This is a genomic window from Bacteroides pyogenes (assembly GCF_014196225.1).
In the GTDB taxonomy this organism is placed as follows: Bacteria; Bacteroidota; Bacteroidia; order Bacteroidales; family Bacteroidaceae; genus Bacteroides; species Bacteroides pyogenes_A.
Window position 1 is genome coordinate 182,567 of record NZ_JACIDI010000005.1, and the last position, 23,486, is coordinate 206,052.

General features: G+C 45.3%; 18 protein-coding genes. 7 read left to right on the plus strand and 11 right to left on the minus strand.

Annotated elements, in window-relative coordinates:
• Window positions 1-10: 10 nt before the first annotated feature.
• From GGR07_RS05075 to GGR07_RS05100, 6 genes are all read right to left on the minus strand, one after another.
• Complete coding sequence (locus tag GGR07_RS05075) at window positions 11-727, minus strand: RnfABCDGE type electron transport complex subunit G (protein WP_021645609.1); 717 nt, start codon at window positions 725-727, stop codon at window positions 11-13.
• Window positions 724-1,716 (minus strand): RnfABCDGE type electron transport complex subunit D, encoded by a 993-nt coding sequence (locus GGR07_RS05080; protein WP_021645608.1) that lies wholly within the window; start codon window positions 1,714-1,716, stop codon window positions 724-726. The genes GGR07_RS05075 and GGR07_RS05080 overlap by 4 nt, the downstream gene beginning before the upstream one ends.
• A gap of 6 nt (window positions 1,717-1,722) precedes the next feature.
• Window positions 1,723-3,060 (minus strand): electron transport complex subunit RsxC, encoded by a 1,338-nt coding sequence (rsxC, locus tag GGR07_RS05085; RefSeq protein WP_021645607.1) that lies wholly within the window; start codon window positions 3,058-3,060, stop codon window positions 1,723-1,725.
• Between the two features lie 76 nt (window positions 3,061-3,136).
• Window positions 3,137-4,015, minus strand: a complete 879-nt coding sequence (locus GGR07_RS05090; protein WP_034542395.1) for a Fe-S cluster domain-containing protein — start codon at window positions 4,013-4,015, stop codon at window positions 3,137-3,139.
• A 12-nt stretch (window positions 4,016-4,027) separates the two neighbouring features.
• The gene (locus GGR07_RS05095) at window positions 4,028-4,450 is read right to left on the minus strand and encodes a SoxR reducing system RseC family protein (RefSeq protein ID WP_021645605.1); all 423 of its coding nucleotides are present in this window, start codon (window positions 4,448-4,450) and stop codon (window positions 4,028-4,030) included.
• 10 nt (window positions 4,451-4,460) lie between these two features.
• Window positions 4,461-5,891, minus strand: coding sequence for a DUF3078 domain-containing protein (locus GGR07_RS05100; RefSeq protein ID WP_021645604.1), 1,431 nt, complete (start codon window positions 5,889-5,891; stop codon window positions 4,461-4,463).
• 185 nt (window positions 5,892-6,076) lie between these two features.
• Here GGR07_RS05100 and GGR07_RS05105 point away from each other — a divergent pair, with 185 nt between their 5' ends.
• The 7 genes from GGR07_RS05105 (at window position 6,077) to GGR07_RS05135 (ending at window position 18,047) form a co-directional block, all read left to right on the plus strand.
• Entirely contained in the window at window positions 6,077-7,699 is a 1,623-nt protein-coding gene (locus tag GGR07_RS05105; protein WP_021645603.1) for a CTP synthase, read from the plus strand.
• A 19-nt stretch (window positions 7,700-7,718) separates the two neighbouring features.
• Complete coding sequence (gene yidC / locus GGR07_RS05110; protein WP_021645602.1) at window positions 7,719-9,584, plus strand: membrane protein insertase YidC; 1,866 nt, start codon at window positions 7,719-7,721, stop codon at window positions 9,582-9,584.
• A 482-nt stretch (window positions 9,585-10,066) separates the two neighbouring features.
• Window positions 10,067-10,975 (plus strand): HEAT repeat domain-containing protein, encoded by a 909-nt coding sequence (locus GGR07_RS05115; RefSeq protein ID WP_147298153.1) that lies wholly within the window; start codon window positions 10,067-10,069, stop codon window positions 10,973-10,975.
• 129 nt (window positions 10,976-11,104) lie between these two features.
• Window positions 11,105-12,526, plus strand: a complete 1,422-nt coding sequence (locus tag GGR07_RS05120; RefSeq protein WP_021645599.1) for a glycosyltransferase family 2 protein — start codon at window positions 11,105-11,107, stop codon at window positions 12,524-12,526.
• Window positions 12,527-12,540: 14 nt separating this feature from the next.
• Complete coding sequence (locus GGR07_RS05125) at window positions 12,541-15,366, plus strand: YaiO family outer membrane beta-barrel protein (protein ID WP_081724004.1); 2,826 nt, start codon at window positions 12,541-12,543, stop codon at window positions 15,364-15,366.
• The gene (locus tag GGR07_RS05130; RefSeq protein WP_081691766.1) at window positions 15,308-17,515 is read left to right on the plus strand and encodes a DUF4838 domain-containing protein; all 2,208 of its coding nucleotides are present in this window, start codon (window positions 15,308-15,310) and stop codon (window positions 17,513-17,515) included. The genes GGR07_RS05125 and GGR07_RS05130 overlap by 59 nt, the downstream gene beginning before the upstream one ends.
• Window positions 17,516-17,522: 7 nt before the next feature.
• On the plus strand, window positions 17,523-18,047 hold the full coding sequence (locus GGR07_RS05135; RefSeq protein WP_021645596.1) for a DUF1573 domain-containing protein: 525 nt from the start codon (window positions 17,523-17,525) through the stop codon (window positions 18,045-18,047).
• A gap of 20 nt (window positions 18,048-18,067) precedes the next feature.
• Here GGR07_RS05135 and GGR07_RS05140 read toward each other — a convergent pair whose 3' ends face one another.
• The 5 genes from GGR07_RS05140 to GGR07_RS05165 all read right to left on the minus strand — a co-directional run bounded on the left by GGR07_RS05140 (window position 18,068) and on the right by GGR07_RS05165 (window position 23,209).
• Window positions 18,068-19,117 (minus strand): mannose-1-phosphate guanylyltransferase, encoded by a 1,050-nt coding sequence (locus GGR07_RS05140; protein WP_021645595.1) that lies wholly within the window; start codon window positions 19,115-19,117, stop codon window positions 18,068-18,070.
• Window positions 19,118-19,827: 710 nt separating this feature from the next.
• Window positions 19,828-20,247 carry a RipA family octameric membrane protein gene (locus tag GGR07_RS05150; RefSeq protein WP_021645593.1) on the minus strand — a complete coding sequence of 140 codons (420 nt, stop codon included), beginning with the start codon at window positions 20,245-20,247 and terminating at the stop codon, window positions 19,828-19,830.
• Between the two features lie 339 nt (window positions 20,248-20,586).
• On the minus strand, window positions 20,587-21,342 hold the full coding sequence (locus GGR07_RS05155) for a phage Gp37/Gp68 family protein (protein ID WP_021645592.1): 756 nt from the start codon (window positions 21,340-21,342) through the stop codon (window positions 20,587-20,589).
• Complete coding sequence (gene tcmP, locus GGR07_RS05160) at window positions 21,339-22,457, minus strand: three-Cys-motif partner protein TcmP (protein ID WP_034542398.1); 1,119 nt, start codon at window positions 22,455-22,457, stop codon at window positions 21,339-21,341. Before tcmP ends, GGR07_RS05155 begins: the two co-directional genes overlap by 4 nt.
• 407 nt (window positions 22,458-22,864) lie before the next feature.
• On the minus strand, window positions 22,865-23,209 hold the full coding sequence (locus GGR07_RS05165) for a hypothetical protein (protein ID WP_021645589.1): 345 nt from the start codon (window positions 23,207-23,209) through the stop codon (window positions 22,865-22,867).
• Between the last annotated feature and the right edge of the window lie 277 nt (window positions 23,210-23,486).

The window sequence follows — 23,486 nt, forward strand, 5'->3', positions numbered from 1 at the left end:
TTCTCCTTTCTTAATAAATAGAATCATTAGCCGTCTCTTCGCCCGCAGGTGCGGCGGAAAGCTCGTTTTTCTGCGACGCTCCGGTAACTGCGTTCACATCCGATTCACCTTCCCGGTAAGCCTGGTAAGCGGCATTCACAGCATTCAGGAAAGCGCGTGAAGTGATGGTCGAGGCCGTGATGGCATCCACTTGCCCCCCGTCTTTGTTCACTTTCAGTTCTCCTTCTCCCGGGTTCAGGCCCAGAATCGACTTCGGACTACTTCCGTGCAGTACTCCCTTCTCTCCTTTCGACGGAGAATACGCTCCGAACCATTTGTCGGCTTTCGAGCCCAGTCCCGGCGTTTCGGCGTGGGCCAGCAACGAGTAGTTGTAAATCCTGCCTTCGGCATCGAAGCCCACCAGCACTTTCAGTTCGCCGCCGAATCCCATCGACTTCGACTCCACCGCGCTGCCTATCCATTCTCCGTCTTTCTTGGCGGGATACACAATGAAGTTCACTATTTTCTTTCCGTCTTTTTCACCGAAAAGAGTATCGCTTTCTTCCACCGGATTGTTCGTAAACTCCGGAAGCACCTCTTTCAGGGCTTGATTCAGAGCCTTGGCATTGGCTTCGGCTATCGGTCCTTTCGTCAGCTCGTTCACCCAGGCAAGCAGAGACACCGAAACCACCGTGACGCCCGTCAGCACGAGCAACATATTCTTTAAAGATGATTGTAACTTTTTCATTTCTTCTTAGCCACCTCCCCGAAGCGTTTAGGTTTACAATAAGTATTAATGAGCGGAGTGAACGCGTTCATAATGAGAATCGCGAACGACATCCCTTCGGGATAAGCGCCAAACAAACGAATAACGACTGTCAGCAGACCGATGCAAACACCGTAAATCAGCATTCCTTTCTTGCTCATCGGCGAAGTCACGTAATCGGTAGCCATAAACACCGCTCCCAACATCAGTCCTCCCGAAAGCAACTGCATCATCGGCGATACGTATTTCACGGGGTCAGCCAGATGCATCAACCCTGCAAACACAAATACGGTAGCAAAGATAGATACGGGAATATGCCAGGTGATAATCTTCTTCCAGAGCATGTAAACGAGCCCGAATAGCAACGCCAGCGCACTCACCTCGCCGATACATCCGCCGCTCTGCCCGATCAGCAGGCTGAAAGCATCGGGTAATTCGGCCAAAGCGGCCGTATTTCCGTGAATGGCCTGCTTCATCAACGCCAGCGGAGTGGCCGCCGTAGTAGCGTCGGTGTAAGCCGTCAGTTGTCCCGCTACGGGCCAGCTGGTCATCTGCACGGGAAACGAGAGCAGCAGGAACACACGTCCCGCCAACGCCGGGTTGAAAGGATTGCAACCCAGTCCGCCGAACGACATTTTCCCTACGCCGATAGCGAACAGAGCACCCAGAACGATGATCCATAGAGGCAGGTTCGACGGCAGGTTGAATGCGAGCAGTACGCCCGTAATCATGGCCGAACCGTCGAGTATCGTCGTTTCCGGTTGTTTCATTAAGAATTTAACGATCGCCCATTCGAACAACAGGCAGGCCGCCACCGAAGTAGCCGTTACGATGAGGGCTCCCAGCCCGAAAAAATAGAGAGACACCAGAAAAGCCGGCACAAGCGCGATGAGCACCCCGTACATGTTTTTCTGTATGCTGTCTCCGCTATGCACGTGGGGCGACAGTGATACGATCAATTTATTTTCCATATTCCTTTATTTTTTAACTTGACGTGCACGAATCATCGCTCCCACCTTTCCTTTACCCAGACGGCAATAGTCCAGCAACGGCCGATTGGCGGGACAGGTAAACTGGCACGACCCGCACTCGATGCAATCCATGATCTTTTCTTTTTCCATTCTTTCAAAATCTCCGTTTTCCGACAAAGCCCCGAGCAGATAAGGCTCCAGCCCCATGGGGCAAGCGTTTACGCACTTCGAGCAGCGGATGCAAGTCTGCACCCTGCCCCGCTTCGCTTCTTTGCGGTTCATGATCAGGATACCCGAACTTCCTTTCGCGATGGGAACTTCGACATTCATCAAAGCCTTTCCCATCATCGGGCCGCCTCCTATCACCTTTCCGGTATCCTCGGGCAGTCCGCCGCAAGCGTCTATCAGCTGGCTCATCGGCGTACCTACGCGCACCAGGAAATTCGAAGGTTTCGCCACCGATTTTCCCGTCACCGTAATCACCCGTTCGAACAGGGGTTTGTTCTTCTGCACCGCTTCGTACACGGCAAAAGCCGTTCCTACGTTCTGCACCACCGCGCCCGTCGAGATGGGTAGCGCGCCGCTAGCCACCTGCCGCTTCGTAATGGCGTCTATCAGTTGCTTCTCACCGCCTTGAGGATATTGCACCTTCAGCGGAATCACCTCGATGCCCGCATACGTCGAAGCCACCTTTGTCATTAGCTTGATGGCGTCCGGCTTGTTGTTCTCAATTCCGATGAACGCCTTGTTCACTTTCACCGCTTTCATCAGAATGGAAACGCCCACCATGATTTCCTCCGCATGTTCCAGCATCAGCTGATGGTCGGCAGTCAGGTACGGTTCGCACTCCACCGCGTTGATAATTAAGCATTCCGCCTTGAACGACGGCGGCGGAGTCAGCTTCACTTGAGCAGGGAAACAAGCCCCTCCTAATCCCACGATGCCTGCATCGGCAATTTTTTTCACAATTTCTTCGGACGACAATTCGCACTCTTTCACCAATGTCGTGCTCCGGTCTATCGTCTCTTCCCACTCATCGCCTTCCACATCTATATAAATGGCAGGCTTCGCATAGCCGCTGGCATCTACCACCGTATCTATCTTCACCACTTTCCCGCTCACGGAAGAATGGATGGCAGCCGAAACGAAACCGGAAGGTTCGGCAATCTTCGTGCCCACCTTCACCATATCCCCCTTGCCTACCACAGGACGGGCAGGAGCGCCGATATGCTGTCCCAGCAGGATGATTGCCTTTTGGGGAACCTCCGCCGCGATAATGGGTTGATGTGCCGACAGTTTATTTTCGTGTGGATGAACTCCACCGATTGAAAATGTCTTTAGCATACAATTCTGTATTATAATTCTGTTGATTTCTTCTTTTTTTAAAAAAAGCCGGAGTTTTTCCGAAGCCGGCCGTTCACTATGCCCCCGCGCCTTGATTTGCCGCCTCTCCGGCCACCATCTCAACTTCCTTCGGCTTACGCGGAGGGAAATTCAGTTCGATGATCGTATGCTGCGGGCAAACCTCCACGCACTTGCGGCACGATTTGCATTTGTACGGATCGATATAAGCCAAATTGCTTTCGAGAGCAATCGCCTCGAACGGACAAGTCTTTACACACTTGCCGCAACCGATACAACTTACCGCACATGCCTTGCGTGCCGTCGCTCCCTTGTCTTTATTCACGCAGGATATGTACACGCGACGCGATTTCTTCCCTTTGGGGCGTATTTCTATAATCAATTTCGGACAAGCTTTCACGCAAGCCTCGCAAGCTGTACACTTCTCTTCGTCGACTTCCGGCAACCCTGTTTCGGGATTCATGTGAATCGCGTCGAACTGGCAGGCATCCACGCAATCTCCGCATCCCAGACAACCGTAGCTGCATCCCGTCTCGCCTCCGTACAGCGAAGCGGCGATCGCACAGCTTCTGGCACCGTCGTATTGGTTGATACGCGGGCGATTGGCGCAAGTTCCGTTACATCTCACCACCGCCACCTTCGGTTCGCTTTCAGTAGCCGCCAGTCCCAGAATGTCTGCAATCTGTGCCATAACAAGCTGTCCGCCTACGGGGCAGTACTTTCCCTCCAGCGAACCCGCTTTCACACAAGCGTCGGCAAAACCGCTGCATCCGGGGTAACCACATCCGCCGCAATTGGCCTGAGGCAATACTTCCCCTACCTGCGCAATCCGCGGATCTTCATACACAGCAAATTTCTTGGAGGCCGCATAAAGCACGGCAGCCAGCACCAGCGCTATGGAACCCAACGAAACCACTGCAATCAGAATCAAATTCATAATGTTTGTTAGTTATTTATTTGGTTTTACAGTAAATGAAAATTTTCGCTTCAAACGCGATTTGTTCAGCCACAAGATAAGGTAGTAGGGCAACAACACGGCCAATGCGCCGATTCCTGCGTACATTTCGCTCCCCGTCCATGCCATAAGCAGAAACAGCGAAACAACCAGAAGTGCCAAAGGAATTACAAAAGCCAGAATCACCGCCATCACCCCCATCGATGTGGCAGCTACCACTGTCACCTCCTCGCCCGTATGGTACGAAGCTGCCGCGGGATCGAAAATATCGATTACCTTTTCCTGACTGTCGGCGGAAGAACAATGTCCCTTTATGCTGCAAGAAGCGCATGCCGATGTTTGGACAATCCTCACCGACAGATGAGAATCTTGTATGTTTTCCACAACACCCGGATGAGTTATAGTATCATTTGTCATTTTGCCGGACTCACCATTTATAGTTGATGCCGAAACTCAACAATTCTTTTAACTGGAAATAACTGTTGCCTTCATTAGGTTTCGCACTGTCGTCGAAGCGCGCATGGATATAAAGTTTAGTAGACAAATAACGGTTCAGCACGAAGTTAAATGTATTTTCCCATTCCACACGAGCCCAATGATAGTTCGTCAGATAGTTGAGACGCGACTCCAGCGTCACCGAACGCATGATCACCCAATTGAGCGTAGGCTTAATCTGCGAACCGAAGTCGTTTTTCGAGCATTTTCCCTCTTCCAGACCGAACTTCACCTCATCCACCTCTTTATTTCCCACATAGCGCAGATTATACATCAAAGGAGCAACAAATACCGAAAGGTTATATTTCTTCTTCTTCACCTTATAGTCCATACCGACGCTGACCGACAAATCCGCCGGAGCCAGAAAAGCCGAAATCAGCTCTTCGCTGTTGGCCTTATACCCGTGGCAAAACTGCGTCTTGAATTCCGACGAAATGGTATAATACCAGTTCTTTACCGCCCGCAGCCCCAACTTGTTCGTCATTCTGAACTGGTCGGTGGTGATCAGGTAATCGTGAAACTTGTCCGAAGGCGTAGAGCTCATGCCCAACTTCGCTTCCACCTGATTTTCAAACAGTATCTTCTCATTATCGTTATAGTTGGCAAAAAGCTGCAAGGCAGCCAGTCCGGAATAGTTGCTCTCCCCTCCTTTGTACCAGTTGTCCGAAACGTGATTCTGGCTAATCTGTAAAGATCCGACACCCCCGGTTATCCACCAGTTGGGTTTCCTGATCAGCATATCCGCCTGTCCCACATCCCCATTCATCTCTTCGGGTTCGAACAGGTGAATCACTCTGGCTTTGGAAGAAATTTTCGGCTTCAGATCACTGCGAAACACATCCCTGCTCATAATGCGGTCTTCGGTAGTGACCACCAGTTCCGGGCGGTTCAGATACAGGTTCATCAACGCCTTGTCCACCAGCTCGTTCACACGCTTATATCGGGTGAAGGGCGCATCGTCGAAAGCCAGCAGGCTGTCGGCAAAGCACTCCCGTTCGGTGCCCGGGCGAAAAGGCGCCCACTCCACCGTCGAATAGCGGGCTATGGGCGAACGGTAATAAGCGGGCAGGGTAAAAAGCCGGTAATAAGCGGGATCGGAAGCGATATAACGCTCGGGTACCGAAGGGTCGTTCAGGTAATCCAACTGTCCGATATATTTATTATATAATATAGAGACGGTATCCGGTTTCGAAGTATTTCCGTGCGTATTCAGCTTCAGCATCAGATATCGGCTCAAACCTGTGGAAAGCGAATCCGTTCTACTTACCCCCGTTTCCGCAATATTCATATTTATGGCCTGTACGGAAAATGCCGAAGCAAAAAGCCATGCAAAAACCGTCGGCAAAAAAAAACGTCTCCTCATGATATTTCTAAATTTTGGCACAAAAATACATTATTTTGTTTAGAATTCATAGCAATCTTTTAAAATTGCATTTTTTAATAATTTTGTAAGGGCGAAACTCTCCGACTTCCTCTTTTTTTTATAATTTTGCAGTTTTTAATTCCGATCATACTACATAAGTAAACATAATTTAAACAGTTACAGCTGTGGGAGAAACAAAGTATATTTTTGTTACCGGCGGTGTGGCCTCTTCACTCGGAAAAGGCATCATTTCATCGTCCATCGGTAAGTTGCTGCAAGCAAGAGGTTATAAGGTAACCATTCAAAAGTTCGACCCGTACATCAATATCGATCCGGGCACATTGAATCCTTATGAACACGGAGAGTGCTACGTCACCGTAGACGGCCACGAGGCCGATCTCGACCTGGGACACTACGAGCGTTTCCTGGGCATACAGACCACCAAGGCAAACAACATCACTACGGGGCGTATCTATAAAAGCGTCATCGACAAAGAGCGCCGGGGCGACTATCTGGGCAAGACGATCCAGGTGATTCCCCACATCACCGACGAGATCAAGCGGAACGTGAAGCTGCTGGGCAACAAATACAAGTTCGATTTCGTGATTACCGAAATCGGAGGTACGGTAGGCGATATCGAATCGCTTCCTTATCTCGAAAGCATCCGTCAGTTGAAGCGCGAGCTGGGCAAAAACGCTCTTTGCGTGCACCTCACCTACGTACCCTATCTGGCGGCTGCCGGAGAGCTGAAGACCAAGCCGACGCAACATTCGGTGAAAGAGCTTCAAAGCGTCGGAATCCAGCCCGATGTCATCGTCCTTCGCGCGGAGCATCCGCTGAACGAAGGATTGCGCAAGAAAGTGGCCCTGTTCTGCAATGTGGACGAGAAAGCGGTAGTGCAATCGCTCGACGCGTCCACCATCTACGAAGTGCCTCTGCTGATGCAGGAGCAGGAGCTCGACTCCACCATCCTCGAAAAGATGGGACTTCCCTTGGGCGAGACTCCCGAACTGGGACCCTGGCGCACTTTCCTCGAACGCCGTCATGCCGCCCGGACGAAGGCTCCGGTAAATATCGCACTAGTGGGGAAATACGATTTGCAGGACGCTTATAAATCCATCCGCGAGGCGCTGTCGCAGGCGGGAACATACAACGACAGGGAAGTGGAAGTACACTTCATCAACAGCGAAACCCTCACCGACGAAAATGTGGCGGAAACGCTGAAAGGCATGGCGGGCGTCATGATCGGTCCGGGATTCGGGCAACGGGGCATCGACGGCAAGTTTGTCGCCATCAAATACACCCGCACGCACGACATCCCAACCTTCGGCATCTGTCTGGGCATGCAGTGCATCGCCATCGAATTCGCGCGCAACGTGCTCGGTTATGCCAACGCCAACTCGCGCGAGATGAATGAAAAAACGCCTCACAATGTCATCGACATCATGGAAGAGCAGAAGGCCGTAACCAACATGGGCGGAACCATGCGTCTGGGAGCTTACGAATGCGTGTTGCAGAAAGGATCGAAAGCTTTCGAAGCCTACGGGAAAGAGCACATTCAGGAACGCCACCGCCATCGCTACGAGTTCAACAACGACTACAAGGCGCAATACGAAGCTGCCGGCATGAAGTGTACGGGCATCAATCCCGAATCGGACTTGGTGGAAATCGTCGAGATACCCGCGCTGAAATGGTTTGTCGGAACACAGTTCCATCCCGAATACGGTAGTACGGTACTCAACCCTCACCCGTTGTTTCTCGCTTTTGTAAAGGCAGCTATCGAAAACGAAAAAACAAGTATTAATTAATTCTCTATAATCAACAAAGATGGATAAAAACACCATTACAGGTCTCGTGCTGATAGGCATATTGCTGATCGGATTCAGCATACTGAGTCGCCCGAGTCAGGAGCAGCTTGCCGCACAAAAGAGATACTACGACTCTATCGCTCTGGTACAGCAGCAGGAAGAAGCGCTGAAAGCCAAAACCGAAGCCGCGCTCGCAAGCCAAAAGCAAACGGCGGTCGCCGCCGATTCTTCCGCCTTATTCTTCAATGCGGCAAAGGGAGCCGAATCGCCGGTCATCATCGCCAACAATCTGGCCGAAATCACACTCACCACCAAAGGCGGACGGGTACGGTCGGCTATGCTGAAAGAATATAAGGGGCAAGACAAAAAGACGCCTGTCGTTCTTTTCAGCGAAAACGACGCCGCCATGAGCTTCAACTTCTACAACAAGCAGGGGGCCATACAGACCAAAGACTACTACTTTACGCCTGTCAACAAGACCGACAGCAGCGTGGTGATGCGTCTCGAAGCGGATGCGCACAGCTATATCGACTTCATCTATACGCTCAAACAAGACAGTTACCTGATGGATTTCCGCATTCAGGCCACCGGCATGGCGGACAAGCTGGCGAACACGGAATATGTCGATATCGAATGGAGCCAGAAAGCGCGCCAGCTCGAAAAAGGGTTTGGGTTCGAAAACCGCCTCGCCGAACTGACTTATAAGCTGAGCGGAGGAAAGGTGGACAATCTCTCCGCTGCCAAAGACGACGAGAAGCAACTCGAAGGACGCGCCGACTGGATCGCCTTCAAGAACCAGTTCTTCTCCTCCGCGCTCATCGCCGCACAGGATTTCGACAAGGTATCGGTACGCTCCAAGTTACAGAAAGAGGGAAGCGGATACGTCAAAGACTACTCCGCCGAGATGAACACCTTCTTCGATCCCACCGGAGCCAAACCTACCGAATTGTTCTTTTATCTGGGTCCGAACCATTTCAAAACGCTCAAAGCGCTCGACAAAGGACGCGAAAACAAATGGCAACTGCACCGGCTGGTCTATCTGGGATGGCCTGTCGTGCGCACCATCAACCAATACATCACTATCAATGTGTTCGATTGGCTCACCCGTTGGGGACTGAGCATGGGTGTCGTTCTGCTCATCCTCACCATTCTGGTCAAGGCGGCAGTATATCCCGCCACATGGAAAACCTATATGTCGTCGGCCAAGATGCGTGTGCTGAAGCCTAAAATAGAGGTAATCAACAAGAAATACCCGAAACAGGAAGACGCCATGAAGAAACAACAGGAAGTAATGGCACTTTACAGCCAGTACGGGGTGAGTCCGATGGGCGGATGCCTGCCGATGATACTGCAATTTCCCATCCTGATGGCGTTGTTCATGTTCGTACCGAGTGCCATCGAGTTGCGTCAGGAGAGCTTCCTCTGGGCAGACGACCTTTCCACCTACGACGCATTCATCCATTTCCCATTCCACATCCCGTTCCTGGGCAGCCACCTCAGCCTGTTCTGCGTGCTCATGACGGTGACCAATATTCTGAACACCAAATACACCATGTCCATGCAGGACACCGGTGCGCAACCGCAGATGGCGGCGATGAAATGGATGATGTACCTCATGCCGGTGATGTTACTGTTCGTGCTCAACACCTACCCTGCCGGTTTAAACTACTACTATTTCCTCTCGACGCTCATCAGCGTAGGAATCATGATCATGCTCCGCAAAACGACCGACGAAGAAAAACTCCTCGCTATTCTCGAAGCGAAAAAGAAAGATCCGAAGCAAATGAAAACCTCCGGATTTGCCGCCCGTCTGGAAGCGATGCAGAAACAGCAGGAGCAACTGATGAAAGAACGTCAGCAAAAGCAAAACCGAAACAAGAAATAAGAGTACCGACCGACGGTTTCTCAAGCAAAATAGCCGGGCGATTTCGATCGTCCGGCTATTGTTTTATATATGATAAAGTCATCCCAAACACATTTTCCCAAAGCAATCGATGCTTCATTCGGCATCATTCTTAGCATTTTCATATTTTTAACTACAAAAGTTGTAGATTTCATCCGTTTATTGACCATCTTTGCAAAAAAAATAAGCGGTATGATGACTTCCTCTTATGTCACGTATAGAAAATACCACAAATGGATACTCTGAGATTTTATTTTTATTATTTCGATTCTCTTTTTACAGGATTTGCGCCGATCATTCGTATTACTGTTTTCGCAGTAATGCTTCTGAGCCTCTTATATATAACTTTTTTATTCCGGCTTTTTATCATTCAAAACAAAATAAAAAGAAAAAAGAAAAGATGGGAGCATCTTAAACAAACGTACCGGCAAAAAATCAACCGGATAATCTATGCCCCTTACAATATGGACCAAGAGGAAATCGCAGAAGAAATGGGTATCCGCATAAACACTTTTAAAAAGAGATGGCAAAAAGAAAATCTGTCCAAACTGATTTTATATGTAAAAAACGAAGAAGAGAAGAATAAAGAAGAAGATATTTCCTCTCTCAACGACAATAATTACAGGACATTACTCGACCTCTTCCGGATTAATAAATACTGGCTAAAAGAGCTTTCCAACCGGAATATCCGGCGTAAAAAGAAGGCCTTGCGAATGTTAGACGAACTTAGCTACACCCAAATAAGCAGTTATCTTACTCCTCTTCTCCAGCATAAAGACGAAGAGCTTCGTAAGTTATCAAGAAGCGTTTTTGTAAAATTCGACAGTCACGATCCATACAAATTTATGGAGGATAATTTTGACAAGAAGTTCAACCGCTTAGACGAAATACGGGTGCACGATGCTCTTATACAAAAATCAAAAGAGCATAAGCTACCCTTATTGACACATTGGATGCAGGAAGCTCAAAATATAGCTTACAGGTGCTTTCTAATCAAAGAGATTGCAATATTTAAGCAATACGACAGTATACCATATCTATTAGCCCTTTTCAAAAAAAGCAAAGACAATAAAGAAAAGGCCGAAATCGTAAACACCATCGGAGCGTTAAACCATACGGAAGCATTGCCCTTTTTTATTTCGGAATATGCTTTAAACCCAAAGGTTGTACAATTGAGCATCATCAAAGCTATCGGAATATTGGGAGAAAGAGAGAATATTCCTTTCCTGCATAAAGAGTATAAAGAATCTTACAACAATGAACTTCAGGAAGAGATAGCGAAAGCTATTCGCCGACTGCAAGAGAAAGAAGAAAACGAAGCAACAGAGGAAAACTCAAAATTTAAGCCGATGTATCCTTTCCACGCCATATAAAGCGAAATAGAAAAATAACATAAGGATATCATTCCTGAAAATCAAAATAAAAAATGTAAAATAAACTGTGTCATCAATGAAATAAAATACTAACTTTGCTGACACCGTTTATTTTACACCCCCGGAATTATGGAATCAATCATACTGTTTTACCAATATATAATCTATTTTTATGCCTTAGCTATCACCATTATTTATATAGCATTGGCCATGTTGGGGTTCATCAATATCCGTCGGAAAAAAGGTAGTTATACCCTGAAGGAAGAGCAACTTTTTACCCAATATCCCGATATGGCCCCTCCCATATCTATAGTTGCCCCGGCTTTCAACGAGGAGGTTATCATTATCGACAACGTCAGTTCGCTACTGAATTTGGATTATCCTAATTTTGAAGTTGTGGTAGTTAATGATGGAAGCAAAGATAAAACCCTCGAACTGTTAATCGAAAGATTTGAGTTGCAAGAGATTCCTTTTGAATACCTTTACAAGGTTCCGTGCCATCCGGTGAAAAGAATATTCAAATCTACCAACCCGGCATATAACAGACTTACCGTCATCGATAAAGAAAACGGAGGGACGAAGGCCGATGCCATGAACGCCGGCGTAAACTACATTAAAAACGACTATTTCATCAATACAGACGTTGACTGCATCCTTGCAAAAGACACCCTGAAGAAGATAATTCTGCCGGTATTAGACTCCGACATACCTGTGATAGGAGTCGGAGCAACTTTGCGTATGGCTAACAGTTGTATTGTAGAAAACGGTGAGATAAAAAGAGTCTCCCCCCCTTCCAAATTTATCCCTACATTTCAGGAAACGGAGTATTTGCGCTCTTATGTAGTAGCCAAAATGGGATGGGGCTTAATCAACTGTATCCCGAACATATCCGGAGGATTCGGGCTGTTCAGTCGAGCAGTGGTAACCAGCATAGGAGGGTTCGACACCCAATCACATGCTGAAGACATGGATATGACCATACGCATGAGCATGTATATGCATGAACAGGGAAAAAAATTTAAAATCGAGCAAATCCCCGACTCCTGCTGCTGGACAGAAGGACCGCCTAATATCAAAGTATTAAAAAGACAGCGTACAAGATGGGGAAGAGGATTGGCTCAAATCTTTTTTGTCCACCGGAAACTAATATTAAATTATAAATATGGGAAATTAGGATTGGTGGTATTGCCTTACGCACTGTTTTTCGAGTTCATCGCTCCGATAGTCGAAAGCATAGGAGTAGTGTTTATGATATATCTGCTTGTGAGCCAACAGATCAATTTCGCGACTTTCTGGCTGATGCTGTTATTCGTATACCTCATCGGCATCACAATTTCAATTATTACGATTACGTACGACCTCACAATCAAAAAGCAGTACAATACTTTCAAAGAATACCTGCGACTCGTGTTTTTCTCTTGCTTGGAATCTTTTTTTTATCACCCTTTTGTCGTGGTTTTCAGCCTGCTGGGATATTGGCAGTTCATCAGCGGACGAAAGATCAAATGGGGAGAAATGAAACGTCAAGGGTTCAATAATCCGAAAAAATAAAAACAATCAGCTTTATGCGCAAAGTAACCGATATACGTACAATCTTCATATCCATCCGGATATTAACCGTTCTGTGTCTTCTATTGTGCCATACGGCATACCTTCCGGCTCAGACCAAAGACAATCCGGAAGACAGTTATATATCCAGAGTCAAGCATGAGTTCGACAAGGAGAACTGGGAGGCCGGTAAAAAAATCGCGGAAGAAGGCCTGAAAGATTCTCCCAACGATTCTTATTTAAGAATGCTTCTCGGAAAATACTATTTCCATAAAAAGCAATACAATCAGGCGCGCTACGAACTTAAAAAAGCTTTGGAGAAAAATAAAGACAACGTAGAGGCCAAACAGATATTAGTCAATGTAGAGATGGCTACGGAAAGATATTCAAGCGCCATCTGCTACGTAAACGAATTATTGGAAGTCAATCCCTACTGGAGAGGACTTTGGAGAAAAAAAATAGAACTTTACCGCTTGCAGGGAAACACCGTAGAGGCAAACCGCCTCTTTAAACGGATCAGCCAAATCTATCCGGAAGACACGGTTCTTCAAAAAGACTATGTATACGGCTTGGAAATGGAGGCTCTCGAAAGTCAAAAAAAAGGAAAAACGGACGAAGCCATTGCTTTACGGATGGAGCTGCTCAAAAACGATCCGAAAAATCCGGAACACTATATCGAAATTGCCAATAGCCATATCAAAGCCGGTGATTTCCAACAAGCCTTGTCCTATATAGAAAGAGGACTTTCTCACACCCCTGACAACCACACACTGATCGAAAAGAAAATAAGTTTGCTGGCCGAACAAAAACAATACAACCAATTGTTAAGCTACCTACAAAAGCAAAAGTCACCGGCTTTTCAGGCACAATACAATTATTACCTGTCAGAAGCTGCCCGAGATGCCAGGGAGAGCGACCCCGTGACACTTTACGGAAAAATTCTGGAAAGAAATCCCGGAGATGAAGAAGCCTTCAATTATGTATTCACATATCTATACGGAGCAGGCCAATACGAAGAAGCACTGCATATTACCGGCAAATACCGCAAAGCGAAAGGAGAGTCGAAGAATATACTGATGAAAGAGCTTTCGGTATATATCAAATTAGGCAACAGAGGTAAGGCCCGCCGGTTGATGCAACAGCTTCTGACGAAATATCCCGACGATTACGATTTAAAGGAAGCGTACGCGAAACTGCTGTTCGAAGAAGCCAAAGAAAAAATTTCCGAAGAGAACTACAGTGACGCTGTCACAGATCTGAAAGAAGCGCTCGTATATGCAGAAAGCGAAACGGCGGAAGAACTCAACAACGCATTATATAGTGCAACCATGCTGCAGAAAGATTACGAAGCAGCATTGGAAATAATTCGCGATATGATCGTTTCCGCCCCCCAACTGCCCGAGTTGTATGTAAAAAGGGCGGATACGCATCAGAAAATGAAGCAATACGACAAGGCATTGGCCGATTACGAGACGGCTGTCTCGATGGCCGCAGAAAAAGAGAAGGCAATTCTTTTAGAAGGTTATTCCGAAATGATAATCCCCATTATAAAAGACTTAAATGAAAGTTATCGGTATAAGGAAAGCATGGAATATATAAAGAAATGGCTTGCAAACGACCCTTCCAATATCGAAGCAATCACGCATGCCGTCAATCTTTCTTACAGAATGAACAAAAATCAAGACGCATACACGTATGTCCGGCAAGGCAGCAAACTGCATCCGGACAACTTGTTTTTCAGAATAAAAATGGCGGAAGAAGAGATGGCGCAAACAAAAAATTATCACACCGTCTATCACCTGCTGTCGGAGGAATTAGAGAAAGAGCCCTATCATAAAGATTTAATCAATACGTTTACGCAGGCAACAGAAAAGTACGGCAGGCAGTTAATAAAAGAAAAGAAGTTCACAGAAACATTAGATGTATTGAATCGGGGACTTCGATATGCTCCGGCAGACAGAACCATGAAATACCTCAAAGGAATTGCTTACGAAAAAATGAACCGGTTCGATTCCGCCTTCTATTATCAATCGTTTTACGATCCCGCCGTGATAGAAGCCGCCGAATTCAGGCAACATTTGAAATATCTGCAATACAGAGGATTCCCGAACGAAGTAGGCATATATCATTTATATAGCCGGCACGGAGATCAAGATGTGCTCAACACGGTTTCTACCATAGAATATAGCCGCAGGCAGAATAAAAACGTATACACCGGAAGAGTGAACTATTCCGGCAGAGAAACGGGAAAAGGATATCAGTTGCAAGCCGAATGGACGAAAATTTGGAATGAAAGTACGTACACCAAAGTCGATGCGGCGTGGGCTACAAGGTTTTTTCCCAAAATAGCTATCAACGCCTCTGTGTATAAAGACATCAACCCCTTAGGCGGTCTGGAAGCGGAAATCGGAATCGGTTACAAGCGGCTTCCCGGAAAAGAGAATCTGAGTAACCTGAAGTTAGGGTGCTCCAAAGAACTGGACACATGGAGATTGAATGTTATATTCAACAATTTTCTGCTGAGCAACTCCGTCGACAACGGCCTGAAGAAAAACAAATGGCTATACAGCCTGTCAGGCCAAGCGCGTTATCATTGGGATTCTCCGAAAAATTACCTGATGGGAATGGCCGGTGTCGGAACCTCTCCGGATGTAGATCTCATCAACTTCCAGCTTTATGAAGGCTTTTCAAAAGTCAATACAATGGTAGGAGCCGGAATGGGATATCTAATTTTCAAGAATGTATCCGCAGGGGTCATTGGGACTTGGTACAATTATAGCGTAAATGAAAACAAGTATAAAAACCTTTACACTGTTTACCTACATGCCAACATCACTTTTTAAGAAATACATGAAAGCCTGTGTTTTCTCGCTATCTCTATTATCCGCCGGCTGCTCGGCGGGCAATCCGGAGCTGAAAGCGGAAAAGTACGTTATAACGGCAGAAGAGAACGCACAAAGCGAGCGCTGGGCGGAATACCTGTTCAATCACCTTTCCAAAAGAAGCGCCGACAAAGGGTGTGTAGCCTTATATAAAGGAGCTCCGCAAATAAAACTGTCCGGAGACACTAAAAACATTCATTTTGAAGTCGATCCCGAACTGGAGAACGATTACGTGATCATACACCTCCCCCACCGCCTTCATTTGCGCGCACGCGACGGCCGCACCGCCCTTTGGCTGGTATATCAGCTCATAGATAATCTGGCACAGGCAGATCAGCGTTTCGACGCTTCCGATATTCCTCCCGCCGTCATCTCTTTCGAATCGGCGAACAAAGACTTCGACTTTACATACCGGGAGCCTTTCTGGAGGCCAAACCTGAATACGGACTATTCGCTTCTTATCGGAACAAACAATGTAGAAAGCGATTGGGGTGTCTGGGGGCACATGCTTCCCCAAATAATGAAAAATGCAGATTCGGAAGAAATCTACGCCCTTTCGGGCGGAGTACGCAGCAAAGATCAATTTTGCTTTTCTTCTCCCGTTCTCTTCGACCGGCTTAAAGAGTATATCATTGACAATTTCGGCTATGGAGACGAGAAAGGATACTCTTTTACTATCATGCCCAACGATAACGACATTGCCTGCACATGCCCTGCTTGCGCAAAATCGGGCAATACCGAAAAAGACGCTTCGCGAAGTGTCTCGCAGCTGATACGCAAATTATCGACGACCTTTCCGTCGCATTCATTCTTTACCACAGCCTACCGGACCACCTACGCCGCGCCCATCGAACCGCTGCCTTCAAATGCCGGCGTACTTTTCAGTACCATCAAACTGCCGAAAGGCGTAGCGCTCGAAGATCAACCCGCTGCGGAAGAATTTACGGAAGCCTTACACGAATGGGGGGTACAGACAAACAATATCTATTTATGGGATTATGCCGCGAATTTCGACGATTATCTTACCCCGTTGCCTGTATTGTACGGATTGCAAAAACAATTGCGTTTTTTCAAAGAGAAAGGCGTCAGGGGCGTTTTCCTGAATGCAAGCGGATATGACTACTCGCCTTTCGACGATGTAAAAACCTATGTCGCGGCAGCCTTAATGATGGACACCGAATGCGACGTAGATTCACTTACTGAAAAATTCTTTAAAAAGACATATCCCGACACCCATCAGCTGTTATCCGGCTACTATCTGTCACTGGAAAAGAGCTATGAAAAACGGGGAAAAGCGTACAACCTTTACGGAGGAATCAGAGAAAACATAAAGACTTATCTAAACGTCGACGACTTTATCGCCTTTTACAATGAGCTGCGCACCCGGCTGAAAAAAACGCAAAAAGCAGAGCGCGAGAAGCTGGAAAAACTATATACAGCCCTCACCTTCACTCGTTTGCAGATAGCCTACATACAAGGAACCGGAAAATGGGGATATGGCACCAAAGAGGGCGATCGGGTTTTAATAAAACGGGAGATGAACACCCTGATCGAAGATTTGGAACAAAGCGGCAAATATTCCGATCTGAATAGCTATAAAGAGTCGGGCGGAGATATTCCAAGATACATCGACGAATGGAAAAAGATGATACAAGCCGGATATTACGAGAACGGCCTGATAAACGGTTCGGTAAAAGTGGTATCAAAGCCGGACGAAGGCTTCGAAAACCCCCGTTTGCTGAACGACGGAACCTGCGGCTTCGCACAAGATTACCATCAAGGATGGTATCTGAGCAGTACCGACGATTTGGAAGTTGAATTTTCCACCGCAAACATACAAAACACAAATCGGATTCAGATCCGATGCTTGCAGATAGAGAAGCATGGCATTTTCGCCCCGGAAAAGATCGAACTGCATATGGATGGAAAGCCGGCTTCCGCATCGATCGGTAAAGACATTCAAACTTCACCCGGTTCTCCTCATTCTATCGTAACCTACTCTTTACGCACGAATCTGGCGGGAACTTCAAAGGTAACTCTGAAGTTTATACGGAAGCAGGCGCCTAAAAGTATTTTAGCCATAGACGAAATACAAACTTTAAACAAATAGAAGCAGCATGAAGATTAATATAAAAAACTTGGGCAGACTCCTCTTTCTTTTATTATCCCTGACTGCGTGTTCTCCTTCGAAAAACGATAAAACGACCATTGAGATCAAAGATAATTACCGGCACTATTATCCTATTCAGGCAGGACAGCAGCTGGATATTATGTTCGAAATACGCAATACGGGCAAAAAAACGCTGGTATTATCGGATATCCTGACCTCCTGCGGATGTGTCGTAGTTAAGAAATCATCTGTAAACACCATTCCGGCAGGCAAAACCGGGCATCTCATATTGCAATACGACAGTAGTAAGAATATCGGGTACGTAAAACATTACATCACCCTGTACGGCAATTTTACGAACACCCATATCAAAGAAGTCGTTTTCGACGTGAATGTAGTGCCCAATGCTCTTTATACCAAGGATTACGAAGAGTTGCACCAAGAAAAGAAAAGCAAAAAAGGAAACACCGAAAGTCTGGTTGATGGGGATGCAAGCCAGAAAGGATATTACATGGACAGCGATCTGTTATAACCCGGTCTCTTACGGCAGCCTCATTCCTCCGAAAAATCCTTGATCCGTTGCTCCTCATCCAGACGGCAAATGAGGAGCGTGCCGTCTTTTTCGGCAACGATGTATCCGTCGAGCCCCTGCACTACTACCCTCTTTTCGCCGGCGGCATGCACGATGCAGTTCTTGCTTTCGTACAGGCGGATGTCGGGACCAACGGCGGCGTTCCCCTCTTTGTCCTGCGGAAGCAGGCCGCGAAGAGCGCCCCACGTACCCAGATCCGACCATCCGAAAGAGGCGGGCAGCACGTAAATCTCCTGCGCCTTCTCCATCACGGCGTAGTCAATGGAAATCTTCTCGCAAGTGGGAAAAAGACGGTCTACCAGCTCCTTCTCCTGTCCGGTATAGAAAGCCGGGAAGATACGGTCGAATATCTGCGCGATGCCCGGAGCATACACGCGCATCACCGCCGTGATGGTGCGCACGTTCCATACGAATATGCCCGCGTTCCAGAAATAATTGCCTTCCGCCAGATACTTCTCCGCCGTCTCCCTGTCGGGCTTCTCCTTAAAAGCGTCTACCGTGCATATCTCCTTGTCGGTGGCTATCGGATGCGCGGCGGCGATATAGCCGTATCCCGTTTCCGGACGCGTGGGACGAATGCCCAGCGTCACGATGGCGCTGCTGCGTTGCGTAAAGGCGAGCGCCTTGTTCACCACGCGGCGGAACTCCGTGGTGTCTATCACCAGCGCGTCGGCGGGAGTCACCACAATGTTGGCGTCGGGATATCGCTTCTTGATCTTCCAGCAGGCGTAAGCGATGCAGGGCGCCGTATTCCGCGCGCAAGGTTCCGCAAGGATATTCTCCTCCGGTATTCCCGGTAGCTGCTCCTTCACCAGCGCCGCATATCTCTCCGCAGTCACCACCCATACGTTTTTTTCGGGGCATATCCCCGCAAAGCGGTCTACCGTCAGCTGGATCAGCGTCCGTCCGCATCCCGTCACGTCGATAAACTGCTTCGGGCATTCGGGCGTGCTCATCGGCCAGAAACGGCTGCCTACGCCGCCCGCCATAATTACAATGTGATTCTCCATCTTTACAGAAAATTAGAAATGGTTTTACCTGCAAAAGTACGCTTTTGAAAAACAAAAAGCAAGCCAATGCGAATCAACTATCGTTGTATAAGAAGTTTATTAAATACCAGACACTTGCCAACCAGTGTATTGAAGATATTGCATTTCACGACATGAACATATCAACTCAAATAAATGTGGCTAAAAACTTTTTACACATAGAACAATATAGAAAATCCTATGAGTTATTACATTCAATAGAAAATTCGATCGGCAAAAACAATATCCATAATAATGAGATTAAACGCTTACAAGGCATTGCACTGTTCAGAATGAAGCAAAGATATACTCCGGAATATGCATTTTTTTGAAAAAAGGAAAAATTGCCTCAAAATGGCGTAAGTAATAGATTTTTCGACTACTTCTCCTCAAGTTCCTGTTAAAGAGTAAAAAAAGATCCCTTGCGAAGCGAAAGAACCTGTTAATCAATAAAGGTATCAGTTAATTGTTCTTTCCCTAGTACATTCTTTTCTCGTACGGAGGTTTAAGAGAAACCTTTTCTTCCGGTTTTCCTGATATCCCGTATTTGATAAGGACAACTATGAAAATAAGAGTTACAAAAGAAAATATAGGGAGCAGCCAACTGCCAAATAAGGAAAATGTGGAAATGCAGAGAACTTTATAACCAGAAGAGCATAAGAATATGAACCATATTACAGTAATAAAAAGGCTTATAATCTGATTAATTCTTGATACGGAGAATCTATACGATATGTCAGTTCATACCACTTGTTATTATTCTTTATATGCCTTTTCATCAAGTTTCCTGTAAATTCATCTTCTAAATCATCTATAATCTTCTCCCAATTGGTTTGCCAATGTTTACTGGCTCTATTGACAAGATACCAACTAAAAGAAAAGATGAGACCAATGCATGTTATAATGAAAGCATAATTGTCCTTATCCTCAAATGCTTCGTTTTTGGAAGATATAACTGCAATATAAGCGACAAAGGCAGAGGCTATAAAGGCCCAAAAATAAGTGGCTCGTTTCCAATAAAGCCCTATTTCAAACTTTCTAATCTCGTGGGCTTTTTCAAAAGCAAGTTTCCTTTTCTCCTTTTCGATTTTTTTAAATTTATTCTGACGCATATACTTCGTATTTGGAAGTTAATGTAAATATTAAAAATCACGTTATATGTTTCACGAAGAATTGATATTAGACAACAACTCAAGCAGCTTTTTACAACTATTAGCTGGTGTGTATCAGAATGGCTTCGCTTGATACTTTTTTTATCTTTGATTGCCCCTATTTACAACATGGCAGAAACCTGTGGGGGCAACCCAAGCTCATAAAAGATCTAATTGCTTGTAATATACCCGATAGATTTGCAGTTCTTTACAAAAACACGTGTGTCATAACTCTCGAACTCAATCTTCCTCTTTGTCATTACACTTTGTAAAACTTGCCATGTTCGCCTTCGCCCTGTTCTACGTTTTGACAGTTCCTGGCAATGATGATTTAACAGGCATTTCCTGATATATTTTTCCTTTTATCGTTTTGCCATTCAAATGCTTATTCCGTTTTATGCCATCACTCCCCCATGTACCCCACTGTTTAAAAAAGAATGCGGTTTCTTGTCTTTCACATTGTTCCTTAATCGAAAGAACCCATTCCTCAAGCATTGGTCGCGCATTTACTCCACTTTCTCCGCCAACAATAACCCAGTCAATATTATTTAAATCAAGATTTCCCAAATCTTCTAAAAGAGGTTCGCAAGATAGAAAACGAATAGGAGCATCAAGGTTTCTAAGAATATTTATTCTGCTTTTTGATGCTATATTTTCTACTGTAACTCCTAACCAAGCATTCTTGGGAATCTCCCGATTGCTAAAATACTCATTCATTCTCTCTGCTCTTTTTGTGAGAATTTGGTATCTGTGTTGAGGTGTTTGTTTGATAATATTCATGACCTTATCAATAAATTCGATAGGAACATCTTTATGAAACAAGTCACTCATCGAGCACACAAAAATTGTATGAGATTTTTTCCATAATAAAGGTTCTTGCAAATTAGCTTCATGTAGAGTAAGAGCAAAGCCATTTTTATATTTTTCTTGCCTCATAGCCTGCAATCTACGAGCCATAACTTCTGCATAACAATGTTGACAGCCTGCCGAGAACTTTGTGCAGCCAGTTATCGGATTCCAAGTTTTATCCGTCCATTCTATTTTGGTTGTTTTCATTGCTTCCTATTTACAATCTCAAAATTAATAATTCGTCTGTTTTTGTACACTTGTTCATAATTAACTAACGGACTTTTCCCCTCAAATGTTATCAATTTATCCTTTTTTAATTGTAGTATTACCTCTGATGCATGTTTGTCGATATGTCCTTCTTTTAATGTAAAATCGTATGCTTTTTTATTATTATCGATTTCACCCTTTAAAATCGTATCTCGTAATTTTATTGAAAATTCTTCTATTTTATTATATATAGGTTTTCCAAAAAGATCTTGCTGATACAGAGATTTTTCTTCATCATTATTAATGTCAAAATTCGCTTCTCCGTTCAATTCGTTACGTTTCCATGCTGTTTTCAAAAATTTATCGACGGCACGAGGATGCGTGGCTCCAAAAATTATTCCGTATATATTAGTTCCTTTTTTTATAGTGAATGGGTATAAAGATAGTTTTGTATTTTGAGGCAAACGACTCTTCAGCTGTTCTAAGATACTTTTATGTATATACTTATAAGGGTCCTTTTTGGCTTTTTCAATATCTATATTGATATTCTCTTTAAATTCTGGTTCATTCCCAAATCTCAGAAAATACGATGAAGCTACATAGTATAGAAAGTCTGTCGTGTTTATGCTGGCCAATTCTAAAAAATATTTATCGGACAAAAATTTAACACCATTTTGATCTATATAAACAAGAGATGGTTTGTTTTTTATGGTTGAAATTTTCTCGAAAAATAAAACTTCAAAGTCTTTATTGCAATATTCAATATGAACATTAGCTCTCCTAAGTTCCGGATTGTTTTGCATATATGTTTCACAGGCTTTTTTAAGTTTTTCGAATTTAGTCTTATCAAACTCATTAAAACATAAATTGATTTTTGTATTCTTTTGAAAAATATTTCCTATTTGATTTTTAATCTGCCTCAAAATACGTATTGGGCTGCCTTCAACACACTTTTTATCATAACCTGGACCTGCGAAGAAGTCAAAAATCCATAATTCTTTGTATCCACCCATTACAAAAGTAGGTATCCACTCTTTTGCATAATCCTCAAATATTATGAGTTTCGTTAAAGTAGCCTCATCAAATGCTTTGCTGTGATGGTCTATACTCGCCATAGTTATTTCTCCTTATCTTTTAAAAATTCAACATTCTTCCTTGAATTACCGCTTCCATCATTGCAATGGCTTCCTGCTCTTTCAGGTGAGCCTCGTAGCGGAGAGCGTCGGCTTGTAATATCATTATTCTAGGCTATTTTGAACTTTATTGCTCCAAATCCTTACAAAAGTATGTTTTTTCGTGTTTTCGCCAAAGAAAACACGAGCTTATTTATATAAAACATCTCAACACTCTTTATATCGTAACGTTTTCCCTTGACAAGGTTTACCTCTTGGTAAAAAGAAGTTTAATCCGGGGGTTACAAATTATCCATTATCATGTCCCAATCCTCAGGCAGTCCGTCCGTTATGGCAAAGACCATCATTGGGCATGTTGTTTATCTGTGAGAGGCCTGCTCTGTCGGGTTTCAAACATCCCGCCATTTCATCATCACCTCCCAGTCGTCGGGCTGGCGATTGCCTTTTTCGTTGGCGGGAACAGTGCCTACCACCACATTGCGACGCTCTGCCAGCGCTTTGCGCATCTGCCGCACCAGCACGGGCATAAGCAGGGTGATCTGAACGGTTTCCGCCATCAGGCGAATGATACGGATGTATTGACTGATGTACAGGTCGTCTCCTTTCTTCGCCGCACTCACGGTAGCTTTGCGGATATGAAGCTCGCCTGCCAGATAGTTATACGTAATCAGGCGGTCGGCGTTCATGAAAGCCACCACCAGTTTCGAAATCGAATCGTAGCGAAAAAGTTTCATTGTTTATGTGTGTTTGTTCGAAATATATGTGTAAAAATACGACAAGTTTTCGAAACTTACAAGCACGTCGGATGATTTTTTATGCAATTCATACTTATTTTTCAATACAAGCTTCGATCGGGTTTGACAGGAACTTTGCTTGGTGTTAATGCTCGATATTGCTGATTTTCTTATTAGCAGCCCCGTGTTTGACAGGAACTTCGCTTGGTTTTAATGTCAGATTCATTATAAACTCTAACTGATTGTACGTCCGTTTGACAGCAGCTTCGCTTGGTTT